Below are 23,492 nucleotides of genomic sequence, written 5' to 3'. Positions count from 1 at the left end.
AGGTGCGGCCGTACGGGAGACGTCCTGTCGACCGTTTATGGGAGTGGGCGGCGGGATGCTAGCAGGCGCACTGCCATCACTCCAGCACCGTCCGCGACCGGCTTCACAGCGCCAGCATTGACCTGCCGGGCGTCGCTGGCAGGATAGAGCACCCATTCTGCAAACGATGCCTACGCCATGGCCCTGCTGCACAGCCTCCACCACGTCGCCCTGATCTGCTCGGACTACCCGCGTTCGAAGCACTTCTACACCCAGGTGTTGGGCCTGAAGGTGCTCGCCGAGACCTACCGCGCCGCGCGCGACTCCTGGAAGCTCGACCTGGCGCTGGGGGATGCGCAGCTGGAGCTGTTCTCCTTCCCCGGTGCGCCTGCGCGGCCGTCCTATCCCGAGGCGCAGGGGCTGCGCCACCTGGCGTTCGCCGTGGACGACCTGGAAAGCGCCGTGGCGCACCTGCAGAGCCACGGCGTGACCTGCGAGCCGATCCGCGACGACGAGCTGACCGGCAAGCGCTTCACCTTCTTCGCCGACCCGGACGACCTGCCGCTGGAGCTTTACGAGCGCTGATGCTTTCGTAGGATGGCGTGGAGCGAAGCGATACCCATCCTACGGTCTGTGCCCTGCCTGTAGGAGCGAGCTTGCTCGCGAACCGTACGGCAAAGGAACCGGACAACTGGCGCAGGCGTCAGGCCGGCACCGCCTCGCTGCCCAGAGCCCCGCGCAGGCTCGCCAGGTCGCGCAGCGGCGGCGCGCCGAACAGGCGGCTGTATTCGCGGCTGAACTGCGACGGGCTCTCGTAGCCGACACGATGCCCGGCCACCGCCACTTCCAGCCCCTCTGACAGCATCAGCCGCCGCGCCTCCTGCAGGCGCAGCTGCTTCTGGTACTGCAGCGGGCTCAGCGCGGTCACTTCCTTGAAGCGGTGGTGCAGGGTGGACACGCTGAGGTTCACCTCGCGGGCCAGGTCCTCGATGCGCAGGGACTTGTCGTAGTTGCGGTTGAGCCACTCGATGGCGCGGGTGACGCGGTGGGTCTGGCTGTCGGTCATCGCCAGGTCGTGCAGCAGGTGGCCCTGCGGGCCGCGCAGCAGGCGATAGAGGATTTCGCGGACGAACAGCGGCGCCAGCATCTCGATGTCGCGCGGGGTGTCCAGCAGGCGCATCAGCCGCAGCAGGGCGTCGAGCACGGTGCAGTCCACGCGCTGCAGGTAGATGCCACGGCTGGCCGGGCGCGGCGCGCTGCCGACGAGGCCGGCCTCGGCAATCAGCCGGGTCAGCTCGCCGGGGTCGATGTCCAGGCGGATGGACAGGTAGGGCCTGTCCGGCGAGGCCTCGATCACCTGGCCGGAGACCGGCAGCGTCACCGACACCACCAGCAGGTTGAGTTCGTCGTAGCGATAGACCTCGCTACCCAGGCGCACTTCCTTGCAGCCCTGGGCGATCACGCACAGGGCCGGGCGGTAGAGCGTCGGCATGCGCCCTTCGTTGGGGCAGTCGCCGCGCGCGACCAGCAGCGAATCGATGGCGGTTTCGAAGAGACCTTCACCCTGGCAGTGGCGCTGGATGATGTCGGCCAGCTCCTGGCGGCCGGCGGCAATCGGATCAAAGGCGGGAACGGACTGGGACATGCACAGGACCTCCAGTGGCGGCGCACGAAGCTTACGCCCACGGCGCATGCACGCGTGTGACAGTAAGGCAGCCGCTGGAGGATCAGGCAAGCAATCGGCAGGAATGGACAAGCCATTCCGGCATCGGGTCGCGCACCGTAGCGGTGCAAGGGCTGGAAACGGCGCGGAAACACCCGGTTTCAGAGCGCGGCGAAGGTCACGCAGGATCAGGCAAGAAGACAGCAGCATCCGGATAACGCCCGGCCCCGGCCGCGCCGTAACCTTCCTGTCAGTCGTCCGAGGAGCCACCTCGGGCTTCTTCCTGGAACGCGGAGGACAGGACATGCACTGGCAAACACCCATCGAACACGAATTGCAGATCCACCCCCGGCTGGGGCACGAGGCGGAACTGGGCGCGTTGATCGACAACCTGGTCGACGGCGCGCGCCGCGCGCCGGGATGCCTGCGCTGCCAGCTGGTGGCCCGTGAGAACGGTCAGCCGTGGCTGCTGCAGGGCAGCTGGAAGGACGAGGAAGCGCTGCTCGACTACTTCGCCACACCCTCGTTGCAGCTGCTCGGCGAAGTGCTTTTATGCCACTGCCGAAGCCTCAGCGGCGGCATAGTGGAATCCCTCGATCAGGCCACCGGAAAGGTGGCCTGAGCTTTTCAGATACGGGGCTTTCAAGCCGGCTCCAGCCCAGGGTGAAGGTACGGTGGTGCCATCAGCTCGTGAACGGCGAGAGGTCCAGCGGCCGCACTTCGCCCAGCCACATGGCGTAGTCGCGGTGATCGCGCAAGTCGTTGCCGGTGTTGGGGTGGACCAGGACCACCAGGCCGTCGCGGTTCAGCGCCAGCCAGGGCACCAGGGTGCCGAAGGTGGCGTTGTCGAAGGCCAGCTGGCAGCTCCAGTCCGGGTGCGGGCCGACCGGCCGTTCGTGCACACGGCCCATCTTCGCGCCGAAACGGCGCGCCGCCTCCTCGCACAGCGCGCGGGCGCGCTCGATGCTCCCGGCGTCGAAATAGACGTGGGCGTGGAAGTCCTGAATCTCGCTCATCGGTCCTGCTCCAGTTCCGCCTGCAGCCAGTCGACGAAACGCTGCACCAGGCGCATGCGCCGTTTGCGCTCGGGCAGCACAGCGTAATAGCCGAAGCGCGATTGCAGCGATCCGGCAAGGGGCCGGCACAGTAACCCCTGTTCCAGCAGTTCGTCGACCAGATGCCGCCAGCCGATGGCCACACCCTGCCCGGCGATGGCCGCCTGGATCAGCAGGGTGTAGTTGTCAAAGCGCAGCCCGGCCGGCGCCGGCGCGCCTGCGATACCCAGCGCGCGGTAGACGCCGGGCCAATCGAACCAGCGGCTGGAGGCCTCGGGATTGAGGTGCAGCAAGGGCAGTTCGGTGAGCGCCTGGGGCGACAGCGGCCGCTCGCGACCTTCGAGCAGGCGCGGGCTGCACACCGGGAAGACTTCCTCGCTGAACAGGCGAAGTGCCTCGCCATGCTTGAAGCGCCCGTCGCCGAAGGCGATGGCCACGTCGATGTCGCTGCGCAGGGCAATCGGGCTGCGGTCGCTGCTGATCAGGCCGACGTCCAGCTCCGGATGCGCCTGGCGGAATCGCGGCAGGCGCGGCATCAGCCAGTACGCGGCGAAGGCGAAGTCGGTGGCGACCTGCAGCACCTCGTGGGGATGTTTGGCGGTGACCGCGGCGATACCGGCGTCGATGCTCTCCAACCCGGCCTGAACGTGCTGCTGCAGCACCTGTCCACTTTCGGTGAGGGCGATGCCCCGGTGGATGCGGTCGAACAGGCGCACGGCGAGGAGTTTCTCCAGGCGCTTGATCTGCTGGCTGACCGCCGGCTGGGTGGTGCCCAGCTCGCCGGCGGCGGCGGTGAAGCTGAGCAGGCGGGCGGCGGACTCGAACACGCGCAGCAGTTCCAGCGGCACGCTCATGGCTCGCTCTCGCATAAGCCAGTGTTATCCGAAGCATGCCGCGCCATGCGCTTTACCCCCTATCCAGTAGCCAACAGACTCGTACTGCCCAGCATCCCATAACAGCGCCAACAGGATAAGCCCAACGCCATGAAGCGCCAGCGCCCGAACATCCTCTTCATCATGGCCGACCAGATGGCCGCGCCGCTCCTGCCCTTCTACGACGCCCAGTCGCCGATCCGGCTGCCCAACCTCTCGCGCCTTGCCAGCGAAGGCGTGGTGTTCGACTCGGCCTACTGCAACAGCCCGCTCTGTGCGCCCTCGCGCTTCACCCTGGTCAGCGGCCAACTGCCGACGAAGATCGGCGCCTGGGACAACGCCGCGGATTTTGCCGCCGACATCCCCACCTACGCGCACTACCTGCGCCGCCTGGGCTACCGCACCGCGCTGTCGGGCAAGATGCACTTCTGCGGCCCGGACCAGCTGCACGGCTACGAGGAGCGCCTGACCAGCGACATCTACCCGGCCGACTACGGCTGGGCGGTGAACTGGGACGAGCCGGAGGTGCGCCCGAGCTGGTACCACAACATGTCCTCGGTGCTGCAGGCCGGCCCGTGCGTGCGCACCAACCAGCTCGACTTCGACGAGGAAGTGGTGTTCAAGGCGCGCCAGTACCTCTACGACCACGTGCGCGAACACCCCGAGCAGCCGTTCTGCCTCACCGTGTCCATGACCCACCCGCACGACCCCTACACCATCCCGCGCGAGTACTGGGACCTGTACCGTGACGAGGACATCCCGCTGCCCTCGGTGAAGATCGCCCAGGGCGAGCAGGACCCGCACTCGCAGCGGCTGCTCAAGGTGATTGACCTGTGGGGCCAGGAAATGCCCGAAGAGAAAGTGCGCGCCGCCCGCCGCGCCTACTTCGGCGCGTGCAGCTATGTCGACGCGCAGATCGGCGCGCTGCTGCGCACCCTGGAGGATTGCGGCCTGTCCGAGGACACCCTGATCCTGTTCTCCGGCGACCACGGCGACATGCTTGGCGAGCGCGGCCTCTGGTACAAGATGCACTGGTTCGAGATGGCCGCCCGCGTGCCGCTGCTGGTGCACGCGCCCAAGCGTTTCGCCGCACATCGGGTCAGCCAGTCGGTGTCCACCGTCGACCTGCTGCCGACCCTCGTCGAGCTGGCCGGTGGGCAGGTCGAACCTGGCGTCGACCTCGACGGCCGCTCACTGCTGCCGCACCTGCAAGGCACTGGCGGCCACGACGAAGTGATCGGCGAATACACCGCCGAGGGCACCGTCAGCCCGCTGATGATGATCCGACGCGGTGACTTCAAGTTCATCTACTCCGAGCAGGACCCGTGCCTGCTGTTCAATGTCGCCAGCGACCCGCGCGAGCTGGAGAACCTCATGGATTCTCCAGCCCACGCCAACCGGGTACGCGACCTGCTGGGTGAAGCCCGCGCGCGCTGGGATGTGCCAGCCATCACCCGGCAGGTACTGGCCAGCCAGCGCCGCCGCCGGCTGGTGGCCGACGCGCTGAGCCACGGCACGCTGAAAAGCTGGGATCACCAACCCTTGGTCGACGCCAGCCAGCAGTACATGCGCAACCACATCGACCTCGACGATCTGGAGCGCCGCGCCCGCTATCCGCAACCGACATAACAACCACAACAAGCCGAAGGGGAAGGGAGCATGAGCAAGTTCACCGTACGACCATTCACCAGAAAAGACGCATCAACGCTGTTGCTGGCCGGCGCGCTCGCGCTGGGCGGCCCGCTGGCCTGGGCCGAAGACGAAGCCTGCAGTACGGTGAAGCTGGCCGATCCGGGCTGGACCGACATCGCCGTCACCAACGGCATCGCTGCCTTCCTTCTCGAAGGCCTGGGCTACACCGTGAAGATCGACACATTGTCCGTACCCATTACCTACGGCGGCCTGCGCGACGGCCAGGTGGACGCCTTCCTCGGCAACTGGATGCCGGCGCAGCAGGGCTTCTTCGATCAGTTCATCGCCAGCAAGCAGGTCACCCAGCTGGCGATGAACCTGGAAGGTACCGAGTTCACCCTGGCGGTGCCGACCTACGTGTGGAACGCCGGGGTGAAGACCTTCGCGGACCTCGACCAGCACGCGGACCAATTCAACAGGAAGGTTTACGGCATCGGCTCCGGCGCGCCGGCCAACCAGTCGATCCAGAAGATGATCAGCGGCGACGAGTTCGGCCTGGGTGACTGGAAGCTGGTGGAATCCAGCGAGCAGGCGATGCTCGCCGAGGTCGGCCGCGCGGTGAAGCGCGAGCGCTGGGTGGTGTTCCTCGGCTGGACGCCGCACCCGATGAACGTGAAGGTCGACATGAAGTACCTCACCGGCGGCGAGAAATACTTCGGCAGCACCGGCAGCGTGTTCACCGTGACCCGCAACGGCTACACCGAGCAGTGCCCGAACAGCGGCAAGCTGCTGGCCAACCTGTCCTTCGACCTGAAGATGGAGAACGCCATCATGGCCGACGAGAACATGAAGAACCCCGACGCGGTGAAAGCCTGGATCAAGGCCAACCCGCAGAGCCTCGACACCTGGCTGCAAGGCGTGAAGACCCGCGACGGCGGCGACGCCCTGGCTGCCGTGAAGGCCAAGCTGTAGGCCGTCGATGGAGCGCCTGATCCGCCTGCTGCCGTTCCTCGCCTGGCTGCCCCAGGTCACTGGGCGCGACCTGCGCCGCGACCTCGGCGTCGGCCTTTCCGGCGCGGTGCTCGCGCTGCCGCAATCCATGGCTTACGCGCTGATCGCCGGACTGCCGGCGGAGTACGGGCTCTACGCGGCGATGCTGCCGGTGCTGATCGCCTGCCTGTGGGGTTCGTCGAAACACATGGTCGGTGGGCCAACGGCGGCGATCTCGGTGGTGCTGTTCACCACCATCGCGCCGCTGGCAACGCCGGGCAGCGCGCAGTTCATCCACTGCGCGCTGTTGCTGACCTTCCTCGCCGGGCTGTTCCAGTGGCTGCTGGGCATGCTGCGCTTCGGCGTGCTGGTGAACTTCGTTTCGCACTCGGTGCTGCTCGGATTCACCTGCGGCGCCGCGCTGGTAATCGTGATCGGCCAGTTGCCCTACCTGCTCGGCATTGCTGCAGTGGGGCAGGGCACGGCGCTGACCAGCGCCGCCGCGCTCTGGTGGAAGCTGCCACAGTTCCATGGGCCATCGTTGCTGGTGGGACTATTCAGCCTGGCGCTGAGCCTGATGGTGAAACGCCTGTGGCGACGCGGGCCGGCATTGCTGGTCGGGTTGATCGGCGCCAGCGCGCTGGTCTGGGCGATACCGGCGAGCTTTACCGAGGTCGCCAGGGTGGCCGCCTTCCGCAGCGCACTGCCGCCGCTCAGCCCACTGTCGTTCGATCTGTCCGCCCTCGCCCAGTTGCTCCCCGCCGCCGTCGCCTGCGGCATGCTCGGGCTGGTCACCAGCCTGTCGATTGCCCGCGCCCTGGCCGCTCGCTCGCACCAGACGCTGGATGCCAACCAGGAAGTGCGCGCCCAGGGGCTGTCCAACCTGATCGGGCCGTGGCTGTCCGGCACCCTGTCCGCCGGCTCCTTCACCCGCTCCGGGCTGAACCAGGAAGTGGGGGCGCGCACAGCCCTGGCCGGGGTTTTCTCGGCGCTGTGGGTCGCACTGCTGGCGGTGGCCGGCGCCAGCCTGATCACCCATATCCCGCTGCCGGCCATGGCCGCCGGCATCCTGCTGATCTGCTGGAACCTCGTCGACCGCCCGGCGCTGCGCGCGCTGTGGAAAGGCAGCCGCGCGGAATCCCTGGTGATGTTGCTGACCCTCGCCGCCACCTTGCTGCTGCCGCTGCAGAACGCCGTCTACGCCGGCGTGCTGGCCTCGCTGTTCTTCTACCTCAAGCGCACCTCGCAGCCGCGCGTGCAGCAGTGGGAGCAGGAGGACGAGGAAGTGCTGCGCATCGAAGGCTCGATCTTCTTCGGCGCCTGCGACTATCTGCAGAAGCAGATGCAGCGCAGCCGTGGCGAACGCCTGGTGCTGGACGCCCACCACGTGAACTTCATCGATTTCGCCGGCGCGCAGATGCTCCAGCAGGAAGCCCGCCGCCTCGCCAGCGAGGGTCGCAGCCTGGTGCTGCGCAACGCGCGGCCACGGGTGCGCGCGGAGTTGGAGAAACAGATGGGGAAGGGCGGGGTGCTGCGGGTCGAGGAGTGACCATCCGCCTCGCGCCAAAGGCGTGGTGAATGCCTGGGTAGGATCGAACGCCGGCAAAAACCTTGCCTGTAGGAGCGAGCTTGCTCGCGAATCGCTTGGCACCGACGTCGCCGGGGAATCCATTCGCGAGCAAGCTCGCTCCTACGAAAAGCAACCTGGGTAACGATCAGCCCTTGAGCTGGCGCCGCAACTCGTCCAGCACCGGCGCCGAATCCGGGCGCACGCCGCGCCACAGCAGGAAGGCTTCCGCCGCCTGTTCGACCAGCATGCCCAGCCCGTCGATGCAGCGCGCCGCACCGTGCTCGGCGGCCCAGCGGTTGAAGGCGGTCACGTCCTTGCCGTACATCATGTCGTAGCAGACGGTATGCCCCGGCTGGATCAGCGCCGGGTCGACGGGCGGCAGCTCGCCGGCCAGCGAGGCCGAGGTGCCGTTGATGATCAGGTCGAAGGGCTCGTCGCTCAGATCGAAACCGCCGCCACGCACGTTGCCCAGGTCCTTGAACTCAGCGGCCAGCTGCTTGGCCTTCGAAGCCGTGCGGTTGGCGATGACGATGCACGCCGGTTGTTCGGCAAGGAACGGTTCGAGGATGCCGCGCACGGCGCCCCCCGCACCCAACACGAGAATCCGCGCACCGTGCAGCACCACGCCGTGGTTCACCGTGAGGTCGCGGGTCAGCCCGGCGCCGTCGGTGTTGTCGCCCAGCAGGCCGCCGCCTTCGAGCTTCTTCAGGGTATTCACCGCACCGGCCCGGCGCGCGCGCTCGCTCAGCTCGGTGGCCAGGCGGTAGGCGTCTTCCTTGAACGGCACGGTGACGTTGCCGCCCAGGCCCTCGGCGAAGAACTCGCGGGCGTTCCCGGCGAAGTCGTCCAGCGGCGCCAGCCGCGCGTCATAGCTCAGCGCCTGGCCGGTCTGCTCGGCGAACAGGCGGTGGATCTGCGGCGACTTGCTGTGGCCGATGGGGTTGCCGAAGACGCAGTAGCGGTCCATTCAGAATCCTGAAGCGTGAAATACAAGAAGGCGCAGAGATTGCGACTTTTCGGTTTGGGTGCCAAGCCATCTTCGCGAGCAAGCTCGCTCCTACGTAGAGCCGCCCGGCTCGCGGGCTTTTCGTAGGAGCGAGCTTGCTCGCGAACCGCCCGAGGTGCGGAATGTCAGGCCTGCGCCAGCCAGTCCCGGTCGGTGAGGAAATACTCGGTCAGGCGTGCCTCTTCGCTGCCCGGCTCCGGTTTCCAGTCGTAGCCCCAGCGCACCTGCGGCGGCAGCGACATGAGGATCGACTCGGTGCGCCCGCCCGACTGCAGGCCGAACAGGGTGCCGCGGTCGTAGACCAGGTTGAACTCGACGTAGCGGCCGCGGCGGAAGGCCTGGAACTCGCGCTGCTGCTCGGTGTACGGGGTGTCCTTGCGCTTGCGCACGATGGGCAGGTAGGCGTCGATGTAGGCATCGCCGATGGCCCGCAGGAAGGCGAAGCTGGTGTCGAAGTCCCACTGGTTCAGGTCGTCGAAGAACAGGCCGCCGACACCGCGCGGCTCGTTGCGGTGCTTGATGTGGAAGTAGCGGTCGCACCACTCCTTGTAGCGCGGGTAGACGTCCTCGCCGAAGGGCGCGCAGGCGTCGCGGGCGACCTGGTGCCAGAGCACGCAGTCTTCCTCATGGGCGTAGTAGGGCGTCAGGTCGAAGCCGCCGCCGAACCACCAGACCGCTTCCTCGCCTTCCTTCTCGGCGATGAAGAAGCGCACGTTGGCGTGAGAGGTCGGCACGTGCGGGTTGGTCGGGTGGATCACCAGCGACACGCCCAGCGCCTGGAAGCCACGCCCGGCGAGTTCCGGGCGGTGTGCGCTGGCGCTCGACGGCAGGCCGGCACCGAAGACGTGGGAGAAGTTCACGCCGCCCTTCTCGATCAGCGCGCCGTCGCCGATCACCCGTGTCCGACCGCCGCCACCCGCTGGCCGCTGCCAGGCGTCCTCGACGAAACGGGCGCTGCCGTCCTCGGCTTCGAGTGCGGCACAGATGCGGTCTTGCAGGTCGAGCAGGTAGGCCTTCACGGCCTCGATGCGATCGGTCACGAGATTCACCTTGGAGCGGGAAAGCCACGCGTGGCGCGGGCCGGAGCGGAATAAGGGAGTCAAGCATACCATCGCCGCCGGCAAAGCTGGTCTTGACGGGCGTGATGCGTACGGCTTGGATGAAAGTCTTTTCCCCGGCGAGGCAGAGCCTCGCGCCATCAGGAGAGCGACATGGCCAAGCGTGTTCAATTCGCCAAGACCGGCGGCCCGGAAGTCCTCGAGATCGTCGACTACACCCCGGCCGAGCCCGGCCCGAACGAGGTGCGAGTGCGCAACCGCGCTATCGGCCTGAACTTCATCGACACCTACTACCGCAGCGGCCTGTACCCCGCGCCAGCCATGCCCTCAGGCGTGGGCACCGAGGGCGCCGGCGAGGTGGAAGCGGTCGGCAGCGCGGTGACCAGCGTGAAGGTCGGTGACCGTGTCGGCTATGCCACCGGCCCGCTGGGCGCCTACAGCGAGCAGCATGTGCTGCCGGCCGCCAGCGTGGTGAAGCTGCCGGATGCGATCACCTTCGAGCAGGCCGCCGCCGTCATGCTCAAGGGCCTGACCGTGCAGTACCTGCTGCGCCAGACCTACAACGTGCAGCCGGGCCAGACCATTCTCTGGCACGCGGCCGCCGGTGGCGTCGGGCTGATCGCCTGCCAGTGGGCCAAGGCCATCGGCGCGCACCTGATCGGCACGGTGAGCTCGGCCGCCAAGGCCGAGCTGGCGAAATCCCATGGTGCCTGGGCAACCATCGACTACAGCCACGAGAACGTGGTGGAGCGCGTGCTGGCGCTGACTGACGGGAAGAAATGCCCGGTGGTCTACGACTCGGTAGGCAAGGACACCTGGCTGACCTCGCTGGACTGCACCGCCCAGCGCGGTCTGGTGGTGAGCTTCGGCAACGCCTCCGGCCCGGTGGACGGGGTGAACCTGGGGATCCTGTCGCAGAAGGGCTCGCTCTATGTCACCCGCCCGACGCTGTTCGGTTACGCGAGCACGCCGGAGCGCCTGCAGGCCATGGCCGACGACCTGTTCGGGATGATCACCAGTGGCAAGGTGAAGGTGGAGATCAACCAGCGCTTCGCCCTGGCCGACGCCGCCAAGGCGCAGACCGAGCTGGCGGCGCGGCGCACCACCGGGTCGACCATTCTGCTTCCCTGATTCCACAGAAGAGCGTTCGCGAGCAAGCTCGCTCCTACAGGTGTAACGGTATTGCTCTTCGTAGGAGCGAGCTTGCTCGCGAACCGCATGACACCCGGTTAACCGGCTTACGACGGGCGTACCGTCTCGCCGCTGCGCAGATCGCGGATCAGGCTCGGGTTGCGACGCCCACCCAGGGCGCCACCGAGCACGCCGTCCAGTTCGCCACGGAAGTACTGCTCGACGCGCAGGCGGCTGCGCGCGGCCGGGCGACCGGCGGGGTTGGCGGACGTGGAGATCAGCGGGCCGGTGAAGCGGCACAGCTCGCGCACCAGCGGGTGATCAGTGACGCGCAAGGCGACGGTGTCGTGCTCGCCAGTCACCCACTCGGGCAGGCGGCCCTGGTGCGGCACCAGCCAGGTATTCGGGCCGGGCCAACTGGCGGCGAGCTTGTCCTGCCAGGCTTCGGGCAGGTCTTCGAGGAGAAAGTCGAACTGGCGGATGTCGCCGGCCACCACGATCATGCCCTTTTCCACCGGGCGGGCCTTGATCGCCAGCAGGCGGTACACGGCGTCCGCGCTCCACGGGTCGCAGCCCAGGCCCCAGACGGCTTCGGTCGGGTAAGCGATCACTCCGCCATCGCGCACGACCTGGGCCATGCGCTGGGTACGCCAGTTGCTGTACATCGGGACTTCCTCAAGGCTCGGATGCGCGGCAGTTTACGTGCTCAGGGGGCACGATGCACCCAGACGCCGGCCTCGCAGGCCACCCGCCCCTCCAGCTCCAGGTCGGTGAGCGCCACCAGCACCTGCGGCAGTTCCAGGCCGCTGTTCAGCGCCAACTGCTCGCTGCTCTGCGGGGCGGCACGCAGCAGGTCGACCAGGGGGTGGGAAGGCGGCGAAGGCGCCGGCGTCGGTGCGCCCTGCGTCCAGCCCTGCAGGCCTTCGAGAATGTGCTCGACCGTCTCCACCAGCGTCGCGCCCTGGCGGATCAGCTCGTGACAGCCGCGCGCGCCGGGATGATGGATCGAACCGGGAATCGCATAGACCTCGCGCCCCTGCTCGGCCGCCAGGCGCGCGGTGATCAACGAGCCGCTGGAGGGGCTGGCTTCCACCACCAGGGTGCCCAGGGAGAGGCCGCTGATGATCCGGTTGCGCCGGGGGAAGTTCGAAGCCTGCGGCGCGCAGTTCAGCGGGAACTCGGAGACCAGCGCGCCGCCCTGCTCGACGATGCGCTGCGCCAGGCCGAGGTGACGACGCGGGTAGAGGTGCTCCAGGCCCGTTCCCAGCACCGCGACGGTCTTCCCACCACTCTCCAGCGCGCCTTCATGGGCGGCGCCGTCGATCCCCAGGGCCAACCCGCTGGTGATCACGAAACCACCGCCGGCCAGGCTACGGGCGAAGGCCCGCGCGGTATCGAGCCCGGGTTTGCTGGCGCGGCGGCTGCCCACCAGCGCCAGCTGCGGGCGCTCCAGCAACGTCGGATCACCCGCCAGGAACAGCAGCGGCGGGGCATCGTCCAGCTCCGCCAGCAGCGCGGGGTAGCCCGGTGCGTCCCACATGACCAGATGATGCTCGGGCGACTCCAGCCAGCGCAGCGCTTCGGCGGCCTGCTCGCGAATGGAGGCGTCGCGGCGAGGTTCTGCGCAAATGGCCGGCAGCCCCAGCGAACGCCAGGCCGCTGCCGGCGCGCTGAGGGCCGAGGAGGCCGAACCGAAGGCTTCCAGCAGGCGTCGAAAACGCCGTGGCCCCAGTTCGGGCAGGCCATGCAGGCGCAGGCGGGCCTCGAGTTCGGCAGGGGAGACGGAAGCGGGCGAGTCAACGAACATGGTGCAGTCCTTGGCGTACGGGTGACGCTCGGACTATGCCGCGTCGACCGGCGGCCTCGCTGTCGGACCGTTCCGGATCACGCCCACAAAAAACCCCGCCGAAGCGGGGTTTTCTTCAAGTCTCGCGCGTCAGGGGTTCAGGACGCGGTCGTTGACTTCGAGCGAGCGACTGGCCGTCAGCACCAGCCCGTAGCTCAGGCGGTTGTAGGTGCGGAAGATCATCACCAGGCCCGAACGCTCGTCCGGAATCTTCACCATGTCATCGTTGACGCGATCACGCACGGTCTCGCCCAGCTTGTAGATCGCCAGCACGTTGCCTTCGGCCAGGCCGTCGCGGGTGCCCTTGTCGATGGTCACCACATCGTACTTGCCGATCTGCGTCACGCCACGCGGCACGTCGATGATGGTGCCCTTGATCGGGGCGTTCGGCTCGCTGGGCATGAAGGTCGAGGTGATCGCACGTTCCTCGGTGGGGAACAGGCGGTCGCCCGGGCGCACTTCCTGGGTGGTGCGGGTCAGGTGCAGGGTGGCAACGTCGCCTTCCTTCGCCGTCACGTTGGCGCCGCCGACATCCATGGCGTCGATGCCCAGGACTTCGTCGGTTTCCGGGTCGGTGTAGACCTTGGCCTGGCGGAAGATGCCATAGCTGTTCTCTTCCGACAGCGAGTTGCCGCGGGCATAGGCACGGTCGCCAGCACCGCTGATCACGCTCTCCTCGTCGCCAGCGACCACATGGGGAGCGTTGGAGAAGTCGTCAGCGCTGTCGACGATGCGGTTGGACAGCAGGAACGCGTTGATCTTGTCCAGCGGAATGGTCGGGATCGCCTCGGCGATCGGGGTGCTGCGCACCCGCGGCGACAGCTTGATGGTCCCGCGCGACGCGCCACGGTTAAGCATCAGGCGTGGCTGGCCATCGATGTACACCAGGCTCAGTTGGTCACCCGGATAGATCAGGTGCGGGTTCTGAATCTGCGGATTCACGTGCCAGATTTCCGGCCACTTCCACGGCTTGCTGAGGAACTTGCCGGAGATGTCCCAGAGGGTGTCGCCCTTCACTACGGTATAGCGATCCGGATGGCCTTCCTTGAGCTGCACGGCAGCCTGCGCCACCCCGCCTGCGGCGAGCAGCAGCAGGGCGAGTAGTGTTTTCCTCATGCGGTGAATCCCTTTATTATGTGTACACATGAAACGCCTGGAAGCCGCCCCTACCGCGCTTTCCAGCGTTTTTCGATGCTGCTCAGCATATTAGCAGCCGATTTTGACTTTATTCCACAAGTGCATCACAAACGTATATGGCCATTCTGAACATTCTCGAATTCCCCGATCCGCGCCTGCGGACCATCGCCAAGCCCGTCACGGTCTTCGATGACGCCCTGCGCACGCTGATCGACGACATGTTCGAAACCATGTACGAGGCGCCCGGCATCGGTCTGGCGGCAACGCAGGTCAACGTGCACAAGCGCGTCGTGGTGATGGACCTGTCCGAGGACAAGTCCGAACCGCGGGTCTACATCAACCCCGAGTTCGAATTCCTCACCGAGGAAATGGACCAGTACCAGGAAGGTTGCCTGTCGGTGCCGGGCTTCTACGAGAATGTAGACCGCCCGCAGAAGGTGCGGATCAAGGCCATGGACCGCGATGGCAATCCGTTCGAGGAAGAGGCCGAAGGCCTGCTCGCCGTGTGCATCCAGCATGAGTGCGACCACCTCAACGGCAAGCTGTTCGTCGACTACCTGTCCAACCTCAAGCGCGACCGCATCCGCAAGAAGCTGGAAAAGCAGCACCGGCAACAGGCGTAACCCCATCCCCAAAGGCTTGCCCCGGCAAGCCTTTTGTTTTTTGTGAGTTCGAAAATGAGCCAAGCACTGCGCATCGTCTTCGCCGGCACCCCGGAATTCGCCGCCGAACACCTCAAGGCCCTGCTGAATGGCCCCCACGAACTGGTGGCCGTCTACACCCAGCCGGACCGCCCGGCCGGGCGCGGGCAGAAGCTGATGCCCAGCCCGGTCAAGCAGCTCGCCCTGGAGAACGGCCTGACCGTCCTGCAACCGCCGACCCTGCGCGACCCGGCTGCCCAGGCGGAGCTGGCCGCGCTCAAACCGGACCTGATGGTGGTGGTGGCCTACGGGTTGATCCTGCCGCAGGTGGTGCTGGATATCCCGCGCCTGGGCTGCATCAACAGCCACGCATCCCTGCTGCCGCGCTGGCGCGGCGCTGCGCCGATCCAGCGCGCGGTGGAAGCAGGCGACGCCGAGAGCGGCGTGACCGTGATGCAGATGGAAGCGGGCCTGGATACCGGGCCGATGCTGCTCAAGGTCAGCACGCCGATTTCCGCCGAAGACACCGGTGGCAGCCTGCACGACCGCCTCGCCGAGCTCGGCCCCAAAGCCGTGGTCGAGGCCATTGCCGGCCTCGCCGCCGGCACGCTCAAGGGCGAAGTGCAGGACGACGCCCTGGCCACCTATGCGCACAAGTTGAACAAGGAAGAGGCGCGCATCGACTGGTCGCGCCCGGCCGACGAGCTGGAGCGCCGCATCCGCGCCTTCACCCCTTGGCCGGTCTGCCACACCATCCTGGGTGAAGCCGCGCTGAAAGTGCTCGGCGCCAAGCCGGCGCAGGGCAAGGGCGAGCCCGGCAAGATCCTCGACGCCAGCCGCGACGGCCTGCTGGTCGCCTGCGGTGAAGGCGCGCTGCTGCTGACCCGCCTGCAACTGCCCGGCGGCAAGCCGCTGGCCTTCGCCGACCTGTTCAACAGCCGCCGCGAGCAGTTCGCCGCCGGCCAGGTGCTGGGCCAGCAAGGGCAGGGCCAATGAGTACCAATCCCCGCCTGGCGGCGGCCCGCGCGCTGGCCGCCGTGCTCGCCGGCCGCGCTTCGCTGGGCAGCTCGCTGCCGACCCAGATGGAGAACGTCGAGCCGCGCGACCGTGGCCTGGTGCAGGAACTGGCCTTCGGCAGCGCCCGCTGGCAGCCGCGCCTGTCCACGCTTGCCGCGCGCCTGCTGCAGAAGCCGTTCAAGGCCGGCGACCGTGACGTCGAGGCCCTGCTGCTGGTCGGCCTGTACCAGTTGCTCTACACCCGCATTCCCGCGCACGCCGCCATTGGCGAGACCGTCGGCTGCGCGGACAAGCTGAAGAAGCCGTGGGCCAAGGGCCTGCTCAACGCTGTGCTGCGCCGCGCCCAGCGCGAGAGCGACACCCTGTTGGCCGAGGTCGACAAGGACCCGGCCGCGCGCCTGGCACACCCGCGCTGGCTGCAGAAGGCACTGAAGAAGTCCTGGCCGGAGCAGTTCGAAGCCATCTGCGCCGCCAACAACGCGCACCCGCCGATGACCCTGCGGGTGAACCGCCGCCACGGCAGCCGCGATGCTTATCTGGAAGAACTGAACCGCGTCGGCTTCGAGTCGACGGCCTGCGAGTTCAGCCGCGACGGCATCAATCTTGTGCAACCGTGCGATGTGCGCGAGCTGCCGGGCTTCGCCGAAGGTCGCGTCAGCGTGCAGGACGAGGCCGCGCAACTGGCCGCCGACCTGCTGGAACTGGCTCCGAACCAGCGCGTGCTGGACGCCTGTTGCGCCCCCGGCGGCAAGACCTGCCACCTGCTGGAGGCCGAGCCCGCCCTGGCCGGCGTGGTCGCCGTGGACCTGGAAGAAAGCCGCCTGGTGCGCGTCCGCGAGAACCTCGCCCGCCTGCAGCTTTCGGCCGAACTGTTCGCCGCCGACGCCCGCGACACCGCCAAATGGTGGGACGGCAAGGCCTTCCAGCGCATCCTGCTGGACGCGCCGTGTTCCGCCACCGGGGTGATCCGCCGCCATCCGGACATCAAGCTGACCCGCACCGCCGAGGACATCGAAGCCCTGGCGCAGCTGCAGGGCGAATTGCTCGATGCGCTGTGGGCGACCCTCGAAGTGGGCGGCGTGATGGTCTACGCGACCTGCTCGGTGATGCCGCAGGAGAACAGCGAGCAGATCGCCGCGTTCCTCGGTCGCACCCCCGGCGCCCGCGAGCTGGACCTGCCCGGCCCCTGGGGTCTCAAGCAGCCCCACGGCCGCCAGCTGCTGCCGCAGCCCGGCGGGCATGACGGTTTCTACTATGCCAAGCTGATCAAGATTTCGGCCAAGTAACAGGCGCCGACTCCCTACGGATCGAAACGGAAAGCACTCTGCTCCATGAAGATCATCATCCTCGGTGCCGGCCAGGTCGGCGGCACGCTGGCCGAGCACCTCGCCAGCGAAGCCAACGACATCACCGTCGTCGATACCGACGGCGAACGCCTGCGCGATCTCAACGACCGCCTGGACATCCGCACCGTCCACGGCAAGGCCTCGTTCCCCACTGTGCTGCGCCAGGCCGGTGCCGACGACGCCGACATGCTGGTGGCGGTGACCAACAGTGACGAGGTGAACATGGTGGCCTGCCAGGTCGCCTATACCCTGTTCAACACCCCCACCCGCATCGCCCGCGTGCGCGAGGCGGCGTACCTGACCCGCACCGGGTTGTTCGACAACGAGGCGATTCCGGTCGACGTGCTGATCAGCCCCGAGCAGGTGGTGACCAACTACATCAAGCGCCTGGTGGAATACCCCGGCGCCCTGCAGGTAATCGACTTCGCCGAGGGCAAGGCGCAGCTGGTGGGCATCCGCGCCTACTACGGCGGCCCGCTGGTGGGCCAGGAGCTGCGCCAACTGCGCGAGCACATGCCCAACGCCGATACCCGCGTGGCGGCGATCTACCGGCGCAACCGGCCGATCATTCCCCAGGGCGACACGGTGATCGAGGCCGACGACGAGGTGTTCTTCATCGCCGCCAAGGCCCACATCCGTGCGGTGATGGGCGAGATGCGCCGGCTCGAGGACAGCTACAAGCGGATCATCATCGCCGGCGGCGGCAACATCGGCGAGCGCCTGGCCGAGGCCATCGAGAGCCGCTACCAGGTGAAGATCATCGAGATGAACCCGGCGCGCTGCCGGCACCTCTCCGACAGCCTGGACAGCGCCATCGTGCTGCAGGGCAGCGCCTCGGACCGCGACCTGCTGCTGGAGGAGAACATCGGCGACACCGACCTGTTCCTCGCCCTGACCAACGATGACGAGGCCAACATCATGTCCTCGCTGCTGGCCAAGCGCCTGGGCGCACGCAAGGTGATGACGCTGATCAACAACCCGGCCTACGTGGACCTGGTGCAGAGCGGCGATATCGACATCGCCATCAGCCCACAGCTGGCCACCATCGGCACCCTGCTGACCCACGTGCGCCGCGGCGACATCGAAAGCGTGCACTCGCTGCGCCGGGGCGCCGCCGAGGCCATCGAGGTGGTCGCCCACGGCGATGCCAAGTCGAGCAAGGTGATCGGGCGCAAGATCAATGACGTGCACCTGCCGCCAGGCACCACCATCGGCGCGGTGATCCGCAACGACGACGTACTGATCGCCCACGGCGAGACGACGATCGAATCCGGCGACCACGTGATCCTCTTCGTGGTGGACAAGAAGCGCATCCGCGACGTCGAACGGCTGTTCCAGGCCGGCTTGACCTTCTTCTAGTCGCCAAGGGCCGCCGCAGGGCGGCCTTGCCAGTTAATTCCGAGGCGGTTTCAGACAGGTCCTACTGCGCCGCCCACCCTCCCCTGCGACCCTGCACGGCCTGTTTCAGCTTGTCTGCCTCCGGTCATGCGCTACTCCTCCATCGGTCGAATCCTCGGCGTGCTGCTGATGCTGTTCAGCGCCACGCATCTGCCACCGCTGCTCGTGGATCTTCATTACGCCGAGCGCGCCTGGGTGCCCTTCGCGCTGTCATTCCTGCTCACGCTGCTGACCGGCTTCGCCATCTGGTGGCCGTGTCGCCAGCACAAGCAGGACTTGCGCATCCGCGACGGTTACCTGGTGACGGCGCTGTTCTGGATCGTGCTTGGCTCTTTCGGCGCCTTGCCCTTCGCCCTCTCGGGTGTGCCGCACATGGGCGTGGTCGACTCACTGTTCGAGTCCTTCTCGGGGCTCTCCACCACCGGCGCCACCGTGCTGACCGGGCTCGATTCGCTGCCCCACGCGATCCTCTACTACCGCCAGCAGCTGCAATGGCTGGGGGGCATGGGCATCGTCGTGCTGGCGGTGGCGGTGATGCCGATGCTCGGCGTCGGCGGCATGCAGCTGTACCGTGCGGAAATGCCCGGCCCGCTGAAGGACCACAAGCTCTCGCCGCGCATCGCCGATACGGCCAAGACCCTGTGGTTCCTCTATTGCGGCCTCACCCTGGCCTGCGCGCTGGCCTACTGGGCGGCCGGAATGAACGCTTTTGACGCCATCGGCCATAGCTTCTCGACCATCGCCATTGGCGGCTTCTCTACCCACGACGCCAGCATCGCCTACTTCGACAGCCCGCTGATCGAGCTGATTTGCATGACCTTCCTGGTGGTCTCGGGGATCAACTTCAGCCTGCACTTCCTCGCCTGGCGCCGGCGCAGCCTGCGCCACTACCTGAAAGACCCGGAGTGCCGCGCCTACCTGGGCATCCTGCTGGTGCTGTTCCTGATCACCGCAACGACGCTGATCCTCAAGCATCACTACGACTCCCCCCTGCAGTCGATCCGCTACGCCGCGTTCATGGTGATTTCGGTGGCAACCACCACCGGTTTCGGCCTCGCCGACTTCAGCACCTGGCCGACCCTGTTGCCCTACCTACTGCTGTACAGCACCTTCATCGGCGCCTGTGCCGGCTCCACCGGCGGCGGCATGAAGGTGATGCGTATGCTGCTGGTATACCGCCAGGGCATGCGCGAGTTCCTGCGCCTGCTGCACCCCAACGGGGTATTCCTGGTGAAGCTGGGCCGGCGCACGGTGCCCGACCGCGTGGTTGAGTCGGTGTGGGCGTTCTTCTCGATCTACCTGCTGACCTTCGTGACCCTGATGCTGGTGCTGCTGGCCCTGGGCGTAGACCAGCTCACCGCGTTCTCCACGCTCGCCTCCTGCCTGAACAACCTGGGCCCGGCGCTGGGCGAAGCCGCGGTGCACTACGGCAGCCTGCCGGCCAGCGCCAAGCTGGTGCTGAGCCTGGCGATGGTGCTCGGACGGCTGGAGGTGTTCTCCCTGCTGATCCTGCTGACGCCCGCGTTCTGGCGCAGTTGAGGCACAATGACGGGCGACGTAACCGGAGGCCCGCCATGATCGACTCGCTGGAAAAGATGCTCGCCAAGGGCGTAGACAACCCACTGCTGCGCTTCGGCCTGGGCAAGGGTTATCTGGATGCCGGCGATGCCGCAAAGGCCGCCGAGCACCTGCGCCGTTGCGTGGAACAGGACCCGAAGTATTCCGCCGCCTGGAAGCTGCTGGGCAAGGCACTGCAGAGCGCAGGTGACCTCGACGGCGCGCGCATGGCCTGGACCGACGGCCTCGCCGCCGCACAAGCCCACGGCGACAAGCAGGCGGAGAAGGAGATGACGGTGTTCCTGCGCAAGCTGGACAAAGCCAAGGGCGCATAAGCGCCCTTTTTCATCCGCCTGCCTCGAAGGACGGGATTACTTGTAGGACCGAGGGGGGCGCCTAGCCCTTGCTCGCGAACCTCTCGTGGCAGGACCGTAGGGCGCATAACCCGGAACGGGTTATGCGCCGATTGCCTCGCGGCGGATAACGCTGACGCGTTATGCGCCCTACGGTCTGATCATGGTGTCAGGGGCGTAGGAGCGGACTTCGTCCGCGATCGATTCCCGGCCGCTCCGAGCTGGCCGGTGGTACATCGCGGATGAATCCGCTCCTACGAGGAGCCGCTACAGAACCTCGCTGGCCACCGCATCCACCGCCGCCTTGGCGATGCCGACGACTTCATCCGCCTCCGCGCGGGTCAGCACCAGCGGCGGGGCGAAGCCGAGAATGTCGCCGTGGGGCATGGCGCGGGCGATCATGCCGCGTTCCAGACAGGCCGCCGAGACTTTCGGGCCGACCTTCAGCGCCGGGTCGAAAGGCGTCCGCGCCTCACGGTCGGCCATGAACTCCAGCGCCGCCAGCATGCCGTCGCCACGCACCTCGCCCACCAGCGGGTGGCCCTCGAAAGCCTGGCGCAGTTGCTGGTTGAGGTAACCGCCAACCTCCGCCGCATTGGCAGTGATGTTTTCCCGTTCGAGGATGTTCAGGTTGGCCAGCGCCGCCGCCGCGCAGATCGGGTGGCCGGAGTAGGTCCAGCCGTGGCCCATGGCGCCTTCGCGGCTCGACGCGCTGTCGATCACATCCCACACCTTCTCGCCGACGATCACCGCGGACAGCGGCGCATAGGCACTGGTCAGGCCCTTCGCGGTGGTGATCAGGTCCGGGCGCATGCCGTAGCGCTGGCTGCCCATCTTGTCGCCGACCCGGCCGAAGGCGCAGACCACTTCGTCGGCGATCAGCAGCACATCGTACTTCGCCAGCACCGCCTGGATCGCCTCCCAGTAGCCCTTGGGTGGGACGATGATGCCGCCGGTGCCCATCAGCGGTTCACCGATGAAGGCAGCCACGGTATCCGGACCTTCGGCGAGGATCAGGTTCTCCAGCTCCTGGGCGCAGTGGCGCACGAAGGTGGCTTCGTCCATGCCGGCCGGAGCCTTGTAGAAGTGCGGGCAAAGGGTGTGCTTGACGCCTTCCACCGGCAGGTCGAAATGCTGATGGAAGCTGGCCAGCCCGGTGAGGCTGCCGGTGACGATGCCCGAGCCGTGGTAGCCGCGCTCGCGGGAGATGATCTTCTTCTTCTGCGGCCGGCCGAGCACGTTGTTGTAGTAGCGCACCAGCTTGACCTGGGTCTCGTTGGCGTCGGAGCCGGAGAGGCCGTAGTAGACCTTCTTCATGCCCGCCGGCGCCCAGTCGCGGATGATCCGCGCGGACAGCTCGATGATCGCCTCGGAGGCGTGGCCCACGTAGGTGTGGTAGTAGGCCAGTTGCTTGGCCTGCTCATGGATCGCATCGGCGACTTCGGTGCGGCCGTAGCCGATGTTCACGCAGTACAGCCCGGCGAAGGCGTCGAGCAGCTCGCGGCCCTGGTGGTCACGGATGCGCACGCCGGAGGCGCCGGTGATGATCCGCCCCGGCAGCGCGCCGCTGGCGTGATCGTGGGCGTGGGTCGAGGGGTGCATGAAATGCGCGCGGTCTTCCTCGAACAGCTTGGCGTAGTCGGTCATGGTGATGGTCTCCCGGTCAGATGGCGCCGTGGTGCAAGGCGAAGTACTTGGTTTCGACGAAGGGCTCGAAGCCTTCGCTGCCGCCCTCGCGGCCCAGGCCCGAAGCCTTCGTGCCGCCGAAGGGAATGGGGTGGCCGGTGAACTTGGCGCCGTTGACCGCCACCATGGCGAACTCCAGGCGCCGCATCAGCGGCCAGAGGTGGTCCAGGCGCTGACCACAAAGGTAGGCAGCCAGGCCGTACTCGGTGTCGTTGGCCTGCCGGACGGCTTCGTCCAGGCCGTCGTAAGCGCTCACCCCGGCAATCGGCGCGAAGTTCTCTTCGCGCCAGATGCGCATCTGCGGGGTGACGTCGGCCAGCACGGTGGGTTGATGGAACCAGCCACCGAGGGCGTGGGGCTCGCCGCCGACGAGCAGGCGCGCGCCCTGGGCGATGGCGTCCTGCACACGCTCGCAGGTGACATCGAAGGCGCCCTGGTGCATCAGCGGGCCGATCTGGCTGCGTGAATCGCTGGCCGGGCCGACGCGCAACTCGCGTACCGCGCGGGCAAATCGCTGGACGAAGGGCTCATAGAGTTCGCGGGCGACCAGGAGGCGGTTGGCCGCGCAGCAGTCCTGCCCGGAGGTCTGGAACTTGGCGTCGATGGCGAACTGCACCGCCTGTTCCAGATCGGCGTCGGGCAGCACGATGAAGGGCGCGTTGCCGCCCAGCTCCAGGGCGACTTTCTTCACGTCCTGGGCGGCTGCTTGCAGGACAAGCTTCCCCACGCGGGTCGAGCCGGTGAAGCTCACGGCACGCACGCGGCTGTCGCCAACCAGGGTTTCCATGGCCATTTGCGGCTCGCCGAGCACCACGTTGAACACACCGGCAGGGAAGCCGGCTTCTTCCGCCAGTTGCGCCAGGGCGAAGGCGGAGTAGGGCGTCTCGTGGGCCGGTTTGACCACCACCGTGCAGCCGGCGGCCAAGGCGGCGGCGGCCTTGCGGGTGATCATCGCCGAGGGGAAGTTCCACGGCGTCAGCAGCGCGGCAACGCCCACCGGCTCGACCAGCGTGCCCAGGTGCGCGTTGGGGATATGGCTGGGGATGTTGCGGCCGTTCAGCCGCCGCGCTTCCTCGGCGAACCAGGGGATGAAGCTGGCGGCATAGTCGATCTCGCCGAGGGCTTCGGCGAGCGGCTTGCCCTGTTCCAGGCTGAGGATCTGCGCGAGGTCGTCGCGGTGCTGAAGGATCAGCTCGGCCCAGCGGCGCAGCAACGCGCCACGCTCATCCAGGGTGTGAGCGCGCCAGGCAGGGAAAGCAGTGGCGGCAGCGTCCACCGCGCTGACGATCTGCTCGCGGTCGAGCAGCGGCACGTGGCCGATGATTTCGCGGGTGGCGGGGTTGTCGACGGCGATGCTGGCGCCACTGGCGCTGTGCAGCCAGTGGCCGTTCACATAGCAGAGCGACTTGAACAGCAGCGGATGGGCGAAGGACATGGCGGCGTCTCCCGGACGGTTGGCATGGAGTCCATGCTAGGGGTCGGGGGCGCGCGGTTTTTTCCTAAGCGGGGGAGGGTGGCGGCAAATCTTTTCGCAGTTCTGCCGCCGCTGTTGGGC

The 23,492-nt window shown here is 67.3% G+C and carries 22 protein-coding genes; 12 read left to right on the top strand and 10 right to left on the bottom strand.

The annotated features are described in order from the left end of the window. Positions 1-177: 177 nt before the first annotated feature. Entirely contained in the window at positions 178-564 is a 387-nt protein-coding gene (locus tag CTR55_RS14565) for a VOC family protein (protein ID WP_296287210.1), read from the top strand. Between the two features lie 118 nt (positions 565-682). Here the strand turns inward: CTR55_RS14565 and CTR55_RS14560 are convergent, their stop codons facing one another. Beyond that, the gene (locus CTR55_RS14560) at positions 683-1,624 is read right to left on the bottom strand and encodes an AraC family transcriptional regulator (protein ID WP_296287208.1); all 942 of its coding nucleotides are present in this window, start codon (positions 1,622-1,624) and stop codon (positions 683-685) included. 322 nt (positions 1,625-1,946) lie between these two features. Here CTR55_RS14560 and CTR55_RS14555 point away from each other — a divergent pair, with 322 nt between their 5' ends. Further along, positions 1,947-2,264 (top strand): antibiotic biosynthesis monooxygenase family protein, encoded by a 318-nt coding sequence (locus CTR55_RS14555; RefSeq protein ID WP_296287205.1) that lies wholly within the window; start codon positions 1,947-1,949, stop codon positions 2,262-2,264. A 61-nt stretch (positions 2,265-2,325) separates the two neighbouring features. On the opposite strand, the gene CTR55_RS14550 is transcribed toward CTR55_RS14555, so the two are convergent. Next, complete coding sequence (locus tag CTR55_RS14550) at positions 2,326-2,658, bottom strand: DOPA 4,5-dioxygenase family protein (RefSeq protein WP_296287202.1); 333 nt, start codon at positions 2,656-2,658, stop codon at positions 2,326-2,328. After that, a complete protein-coding gene (locus tag CTR55_RS14545) occupies positions 2,655-3,551 on the bottom strand; it encodes a LysR family transcriptional regulator (protein ID WP_296287200.1) in 897 nt (298 codons plus the stop codon). The genes CTR55_RS14550 and CTR55_RS14545 overlap by 4 nt, the downstream gene beginning before the upstream one ends. Before the next feature lie 129 nt (positions 3,552-3,680). Between CTR55_RS14545 and betC the strand changes: the two genes are divergently transcribed. The 3 genes from betC to CTR55_RS14530 are packed head-to-tail and all read left to right on the top strand — an operon-like array spanning position 3,681 to position 7,740. Beyond that, positions 3,681-5,198 (top strand): choline-sulfatase, encoded by a 1,518-nt coding sequence (gene betC / locus CTR55_RS14540; protein ID WP_296287199.1) that lies wholly within the window; start codon positions 3,681-3,683, stop codon positions 5,196-5,198. Between the two features lie 30 nt (positions 5,199-5,228). Next, positions 5,229-6,173: a choline ABC transporter substrate-binding protein gene (gene choX, locus CTR55_RS14535; RefSeq protein ID WP_296287198.1), complete on the top strand. Its 945-nt coding sequence runs from the start codon at positions 5,229-5,231 to the stop codon at positions 6,171-6,173. Positions 6,174-6,180: 7 nt separating this feature from the next. Then, complete coding sequence (locus CTR55_RS14530) at positions 6,181-7,740, top strand: SulP family inorganic anion transporter (RefSeq protein ID WP_296287197.1); 1,560 nt, start codon at positions 6,181-6,183, stop codon at positions 7,738-7,740. 166 nt (positions 7,741-7,906) lie between these two features. Here CTR55_RS14530 and aroE read toward each other — a convergent pair whose 3' ends face one another. Further along, positions 7,907-8,728 (bottom strand): shikimate dehydrogenase, encoded by an 822-nt coding sequence (aroE, locus tag CTR55_RS14525; protein ID WP_296287195.1) that lies wholly within the window; start codon positions 8,726-8,728, stop codon positions 7,907-7,909. A 164-nt stretch (positions 8,729-8,892) separates the two neighbouring features. Continuing rightward, positions 8,893-9,807 carry an oxygen-dependent coproporphyrinogen oxidase gene (hemF, locus tag CTR55_RS14520; RefSeq protein ID WP_296287193.1) on the bottom strand — a complete coding sequence of 305 codons (915 nt, stop codon included), beginning with the start codon at positions 9,805-9,807 and terminating at the stop codon, positions 8,893-8,895. 171 nt (positions 9,808-9,978) lie between these two features. On the opposite strand from hemF, the gene CTR55_RS14515 reads away from it, so the two are divergent. After that, positions 9,979-10,956: an NADPH:quinone reductase gene (locus tag CTR55_RS14515; RefSeq protein ID WP_296287192.1), complete on the top strand. Its 978-nt coding sequence runs from the start codon at positions 9,979-9,981 to the stop codon at positions 10,954-10,956. 107 nt (positions 10,957-11,063) lie between these two features. Here CTR55_RS14515 and CTR55_RS14510 read toward each other — a convergent pair whose 3' ends face one another. The 3 genes from CTR55_RS14510 to CTR55_RS14500 form a co-directional block, all read right to left on the bottom strand. Continuing rightward, on the bottom strand, positions 11,064-11,621 hold the full coding sequence (locus CTR55_RS14510; protein ID WP_296287190.1) for an L-threonylcarbamoyladenylate synthase: 558 nt from the start codon (positions 11,619-11,621) through the stop codon (positions 11,064-11,066). A gap of 41 nt (positions 11,622-11,662) precedes the next feature. Further along, on the bottom strand, positions 11,663-12,763 hold the full coding sequence (gene dprA, locus CTR55_RS14505; protein WP_296287188.1) for a DNA-processing protein DprA: 1,101 nt from the start codon (positions 12,761-12,763) through the stop codon (positions 11,663-11,665). A gap of 129 nt (positions 12,764-12,892) precedes the next feature. After that, complete coding sequence (locus CTR55_RS14500; RefSeq protein ID WP_296287187.1) at positions 12,893-13,918, bottom strand: LysM peptidoglycan-binding domain-containing protein; 1,026 nt, start codon at positions 13,916-13,918, stop codon at positions 12,893-12,895. Positions 13,919-14,055: 137 nt separating this feature from the next. Here CTR55_RS14500 and def point away from each other — a divergent pair, with 137 nt between their 5' ends. The 6 genes from def to CTR55_RS14470 all read left to right on the top strand — a co-directional run bounded on the left by def (position 14,056) and on the right by CTR55_RS14470 (position 20,233). Continuing rightward, positions 14,056-14,562: a peptide deformylase gene (gene def, locus CTR55_RS14495; protein ID WP_296287184.1), complete on the top strand. Its 507-nt coding sequence runs from the start codon at positions 14,056-14,058 to the stop codon at positions 14,560-14,562. 54 nt (positions 14,563-14,616) lie between these two features. Then, on the top strand, positions 14,617-15,576 hold the full coding sequence (fmt, locus tag CTR55_RS14490; protein ID WP_296287182.1) for a methionyl-tRNA formyltransferase: 960 nt from the start codon (positions 14,617-14,619) through the stop codon (positions 15,574-15,576). Beyond that, positions 15,573-16,883 (top strand): 16S rRNA (cytosine(967)-C(5))-methyltransferase RsmB, encoded by a 1,311-nt coding sequence (gene rsmB, locus CTR55_RS14485; RefSeq protein ID WP_296287181.1) that lies wholly within the window; start codon positions 15,573-15,575, stop codon positions 16,881-16,883. Before fmt ends, rsmB begins: the two co-directional genes overlap by 4 nt. Positions 16,884-16,928: 45 nt before the next feature. Next, complete coding sequence (gene trkA, locus CTR55_RS14480; protein ID WP_296287179.1) at positions 16,929-18,302, top strand: Trk system potassium transporter TrkA; 1,374 nt, start codon at positions 16,929-16,931, stop codon at positions 18,300-18,302. 126 nt (positions 18,303-18,428) lie between these two features. After that, positions 18,429-19,880: a TrkH family potassium uptake protein gene (locus CTR55_RS14475; RefSeq protein WP_296287177.1), complete on the top strand. Its 1,452-nt coding sequence runs from the start codon at positions 18,429-18,431 to the stop codon at positions 19,878-19,880. Between the two features lie 35 nt (positions 19,881-19,915). Then, positions 19,916-20,233, top strand: a complete 318-nt coding sequence (locus CTR55_RS14470; RefSeq protein WP_296287176.1) for a tetratricopeptide repeat protein — start codon at positions 19,916-19,918, stop codon at positions 20,231-20,233. A gap of 285 nt (positions 20,234-20,518) precedes the next feature. Here CTR55_RS14470 and CTR55_RS14465 read toward each other — a convergent pair whose 3' ends face one another. Together CTR55_RS14465 and CTR55_RS14460 are read right to left on the bottom strand one after the other, a co-directional pair. Further along, positions 20,519-21,898: an aspartate aminotransferase family protein gene (locus tag CTR55_RS14465; RefSeq protein ID WP_296287175.1), complete on the bottom strand. Its 1,380-nt coding sequence runs from the start codon at positions 21,896-21,898 to the stop codon at positions 20,519-20,521. A gap of 16 nt (positions 21,899-21,914) precedes the next feature. Further along, complete coding sequence (locus tag CTR55_RS14460; protein ID WP_296287174.1) at positions 21,915-23,372, bottom strand: NAD-dependent succinate-semialdehyde dehydrogenase; 1,458 nt, start codon at positions 23,370-23,372, stop codon at positions 21,915-21,917. Positions 23,373-23,492: the final 120 nt, after the last annotated feature.

This window comes from Pseudomonas sp., from assembly GCF_002796985.1.
GTDB lineage: Bacteria > Pseudomonadota > Gammaproteobacteria > Pseudomonadales > Pseudomonadaceae > Pseudomonas.
Note: the sequence above shows the minus strand (reverse complement) of the source record. Positions and strands in the feature narration are given on the sequence as shown.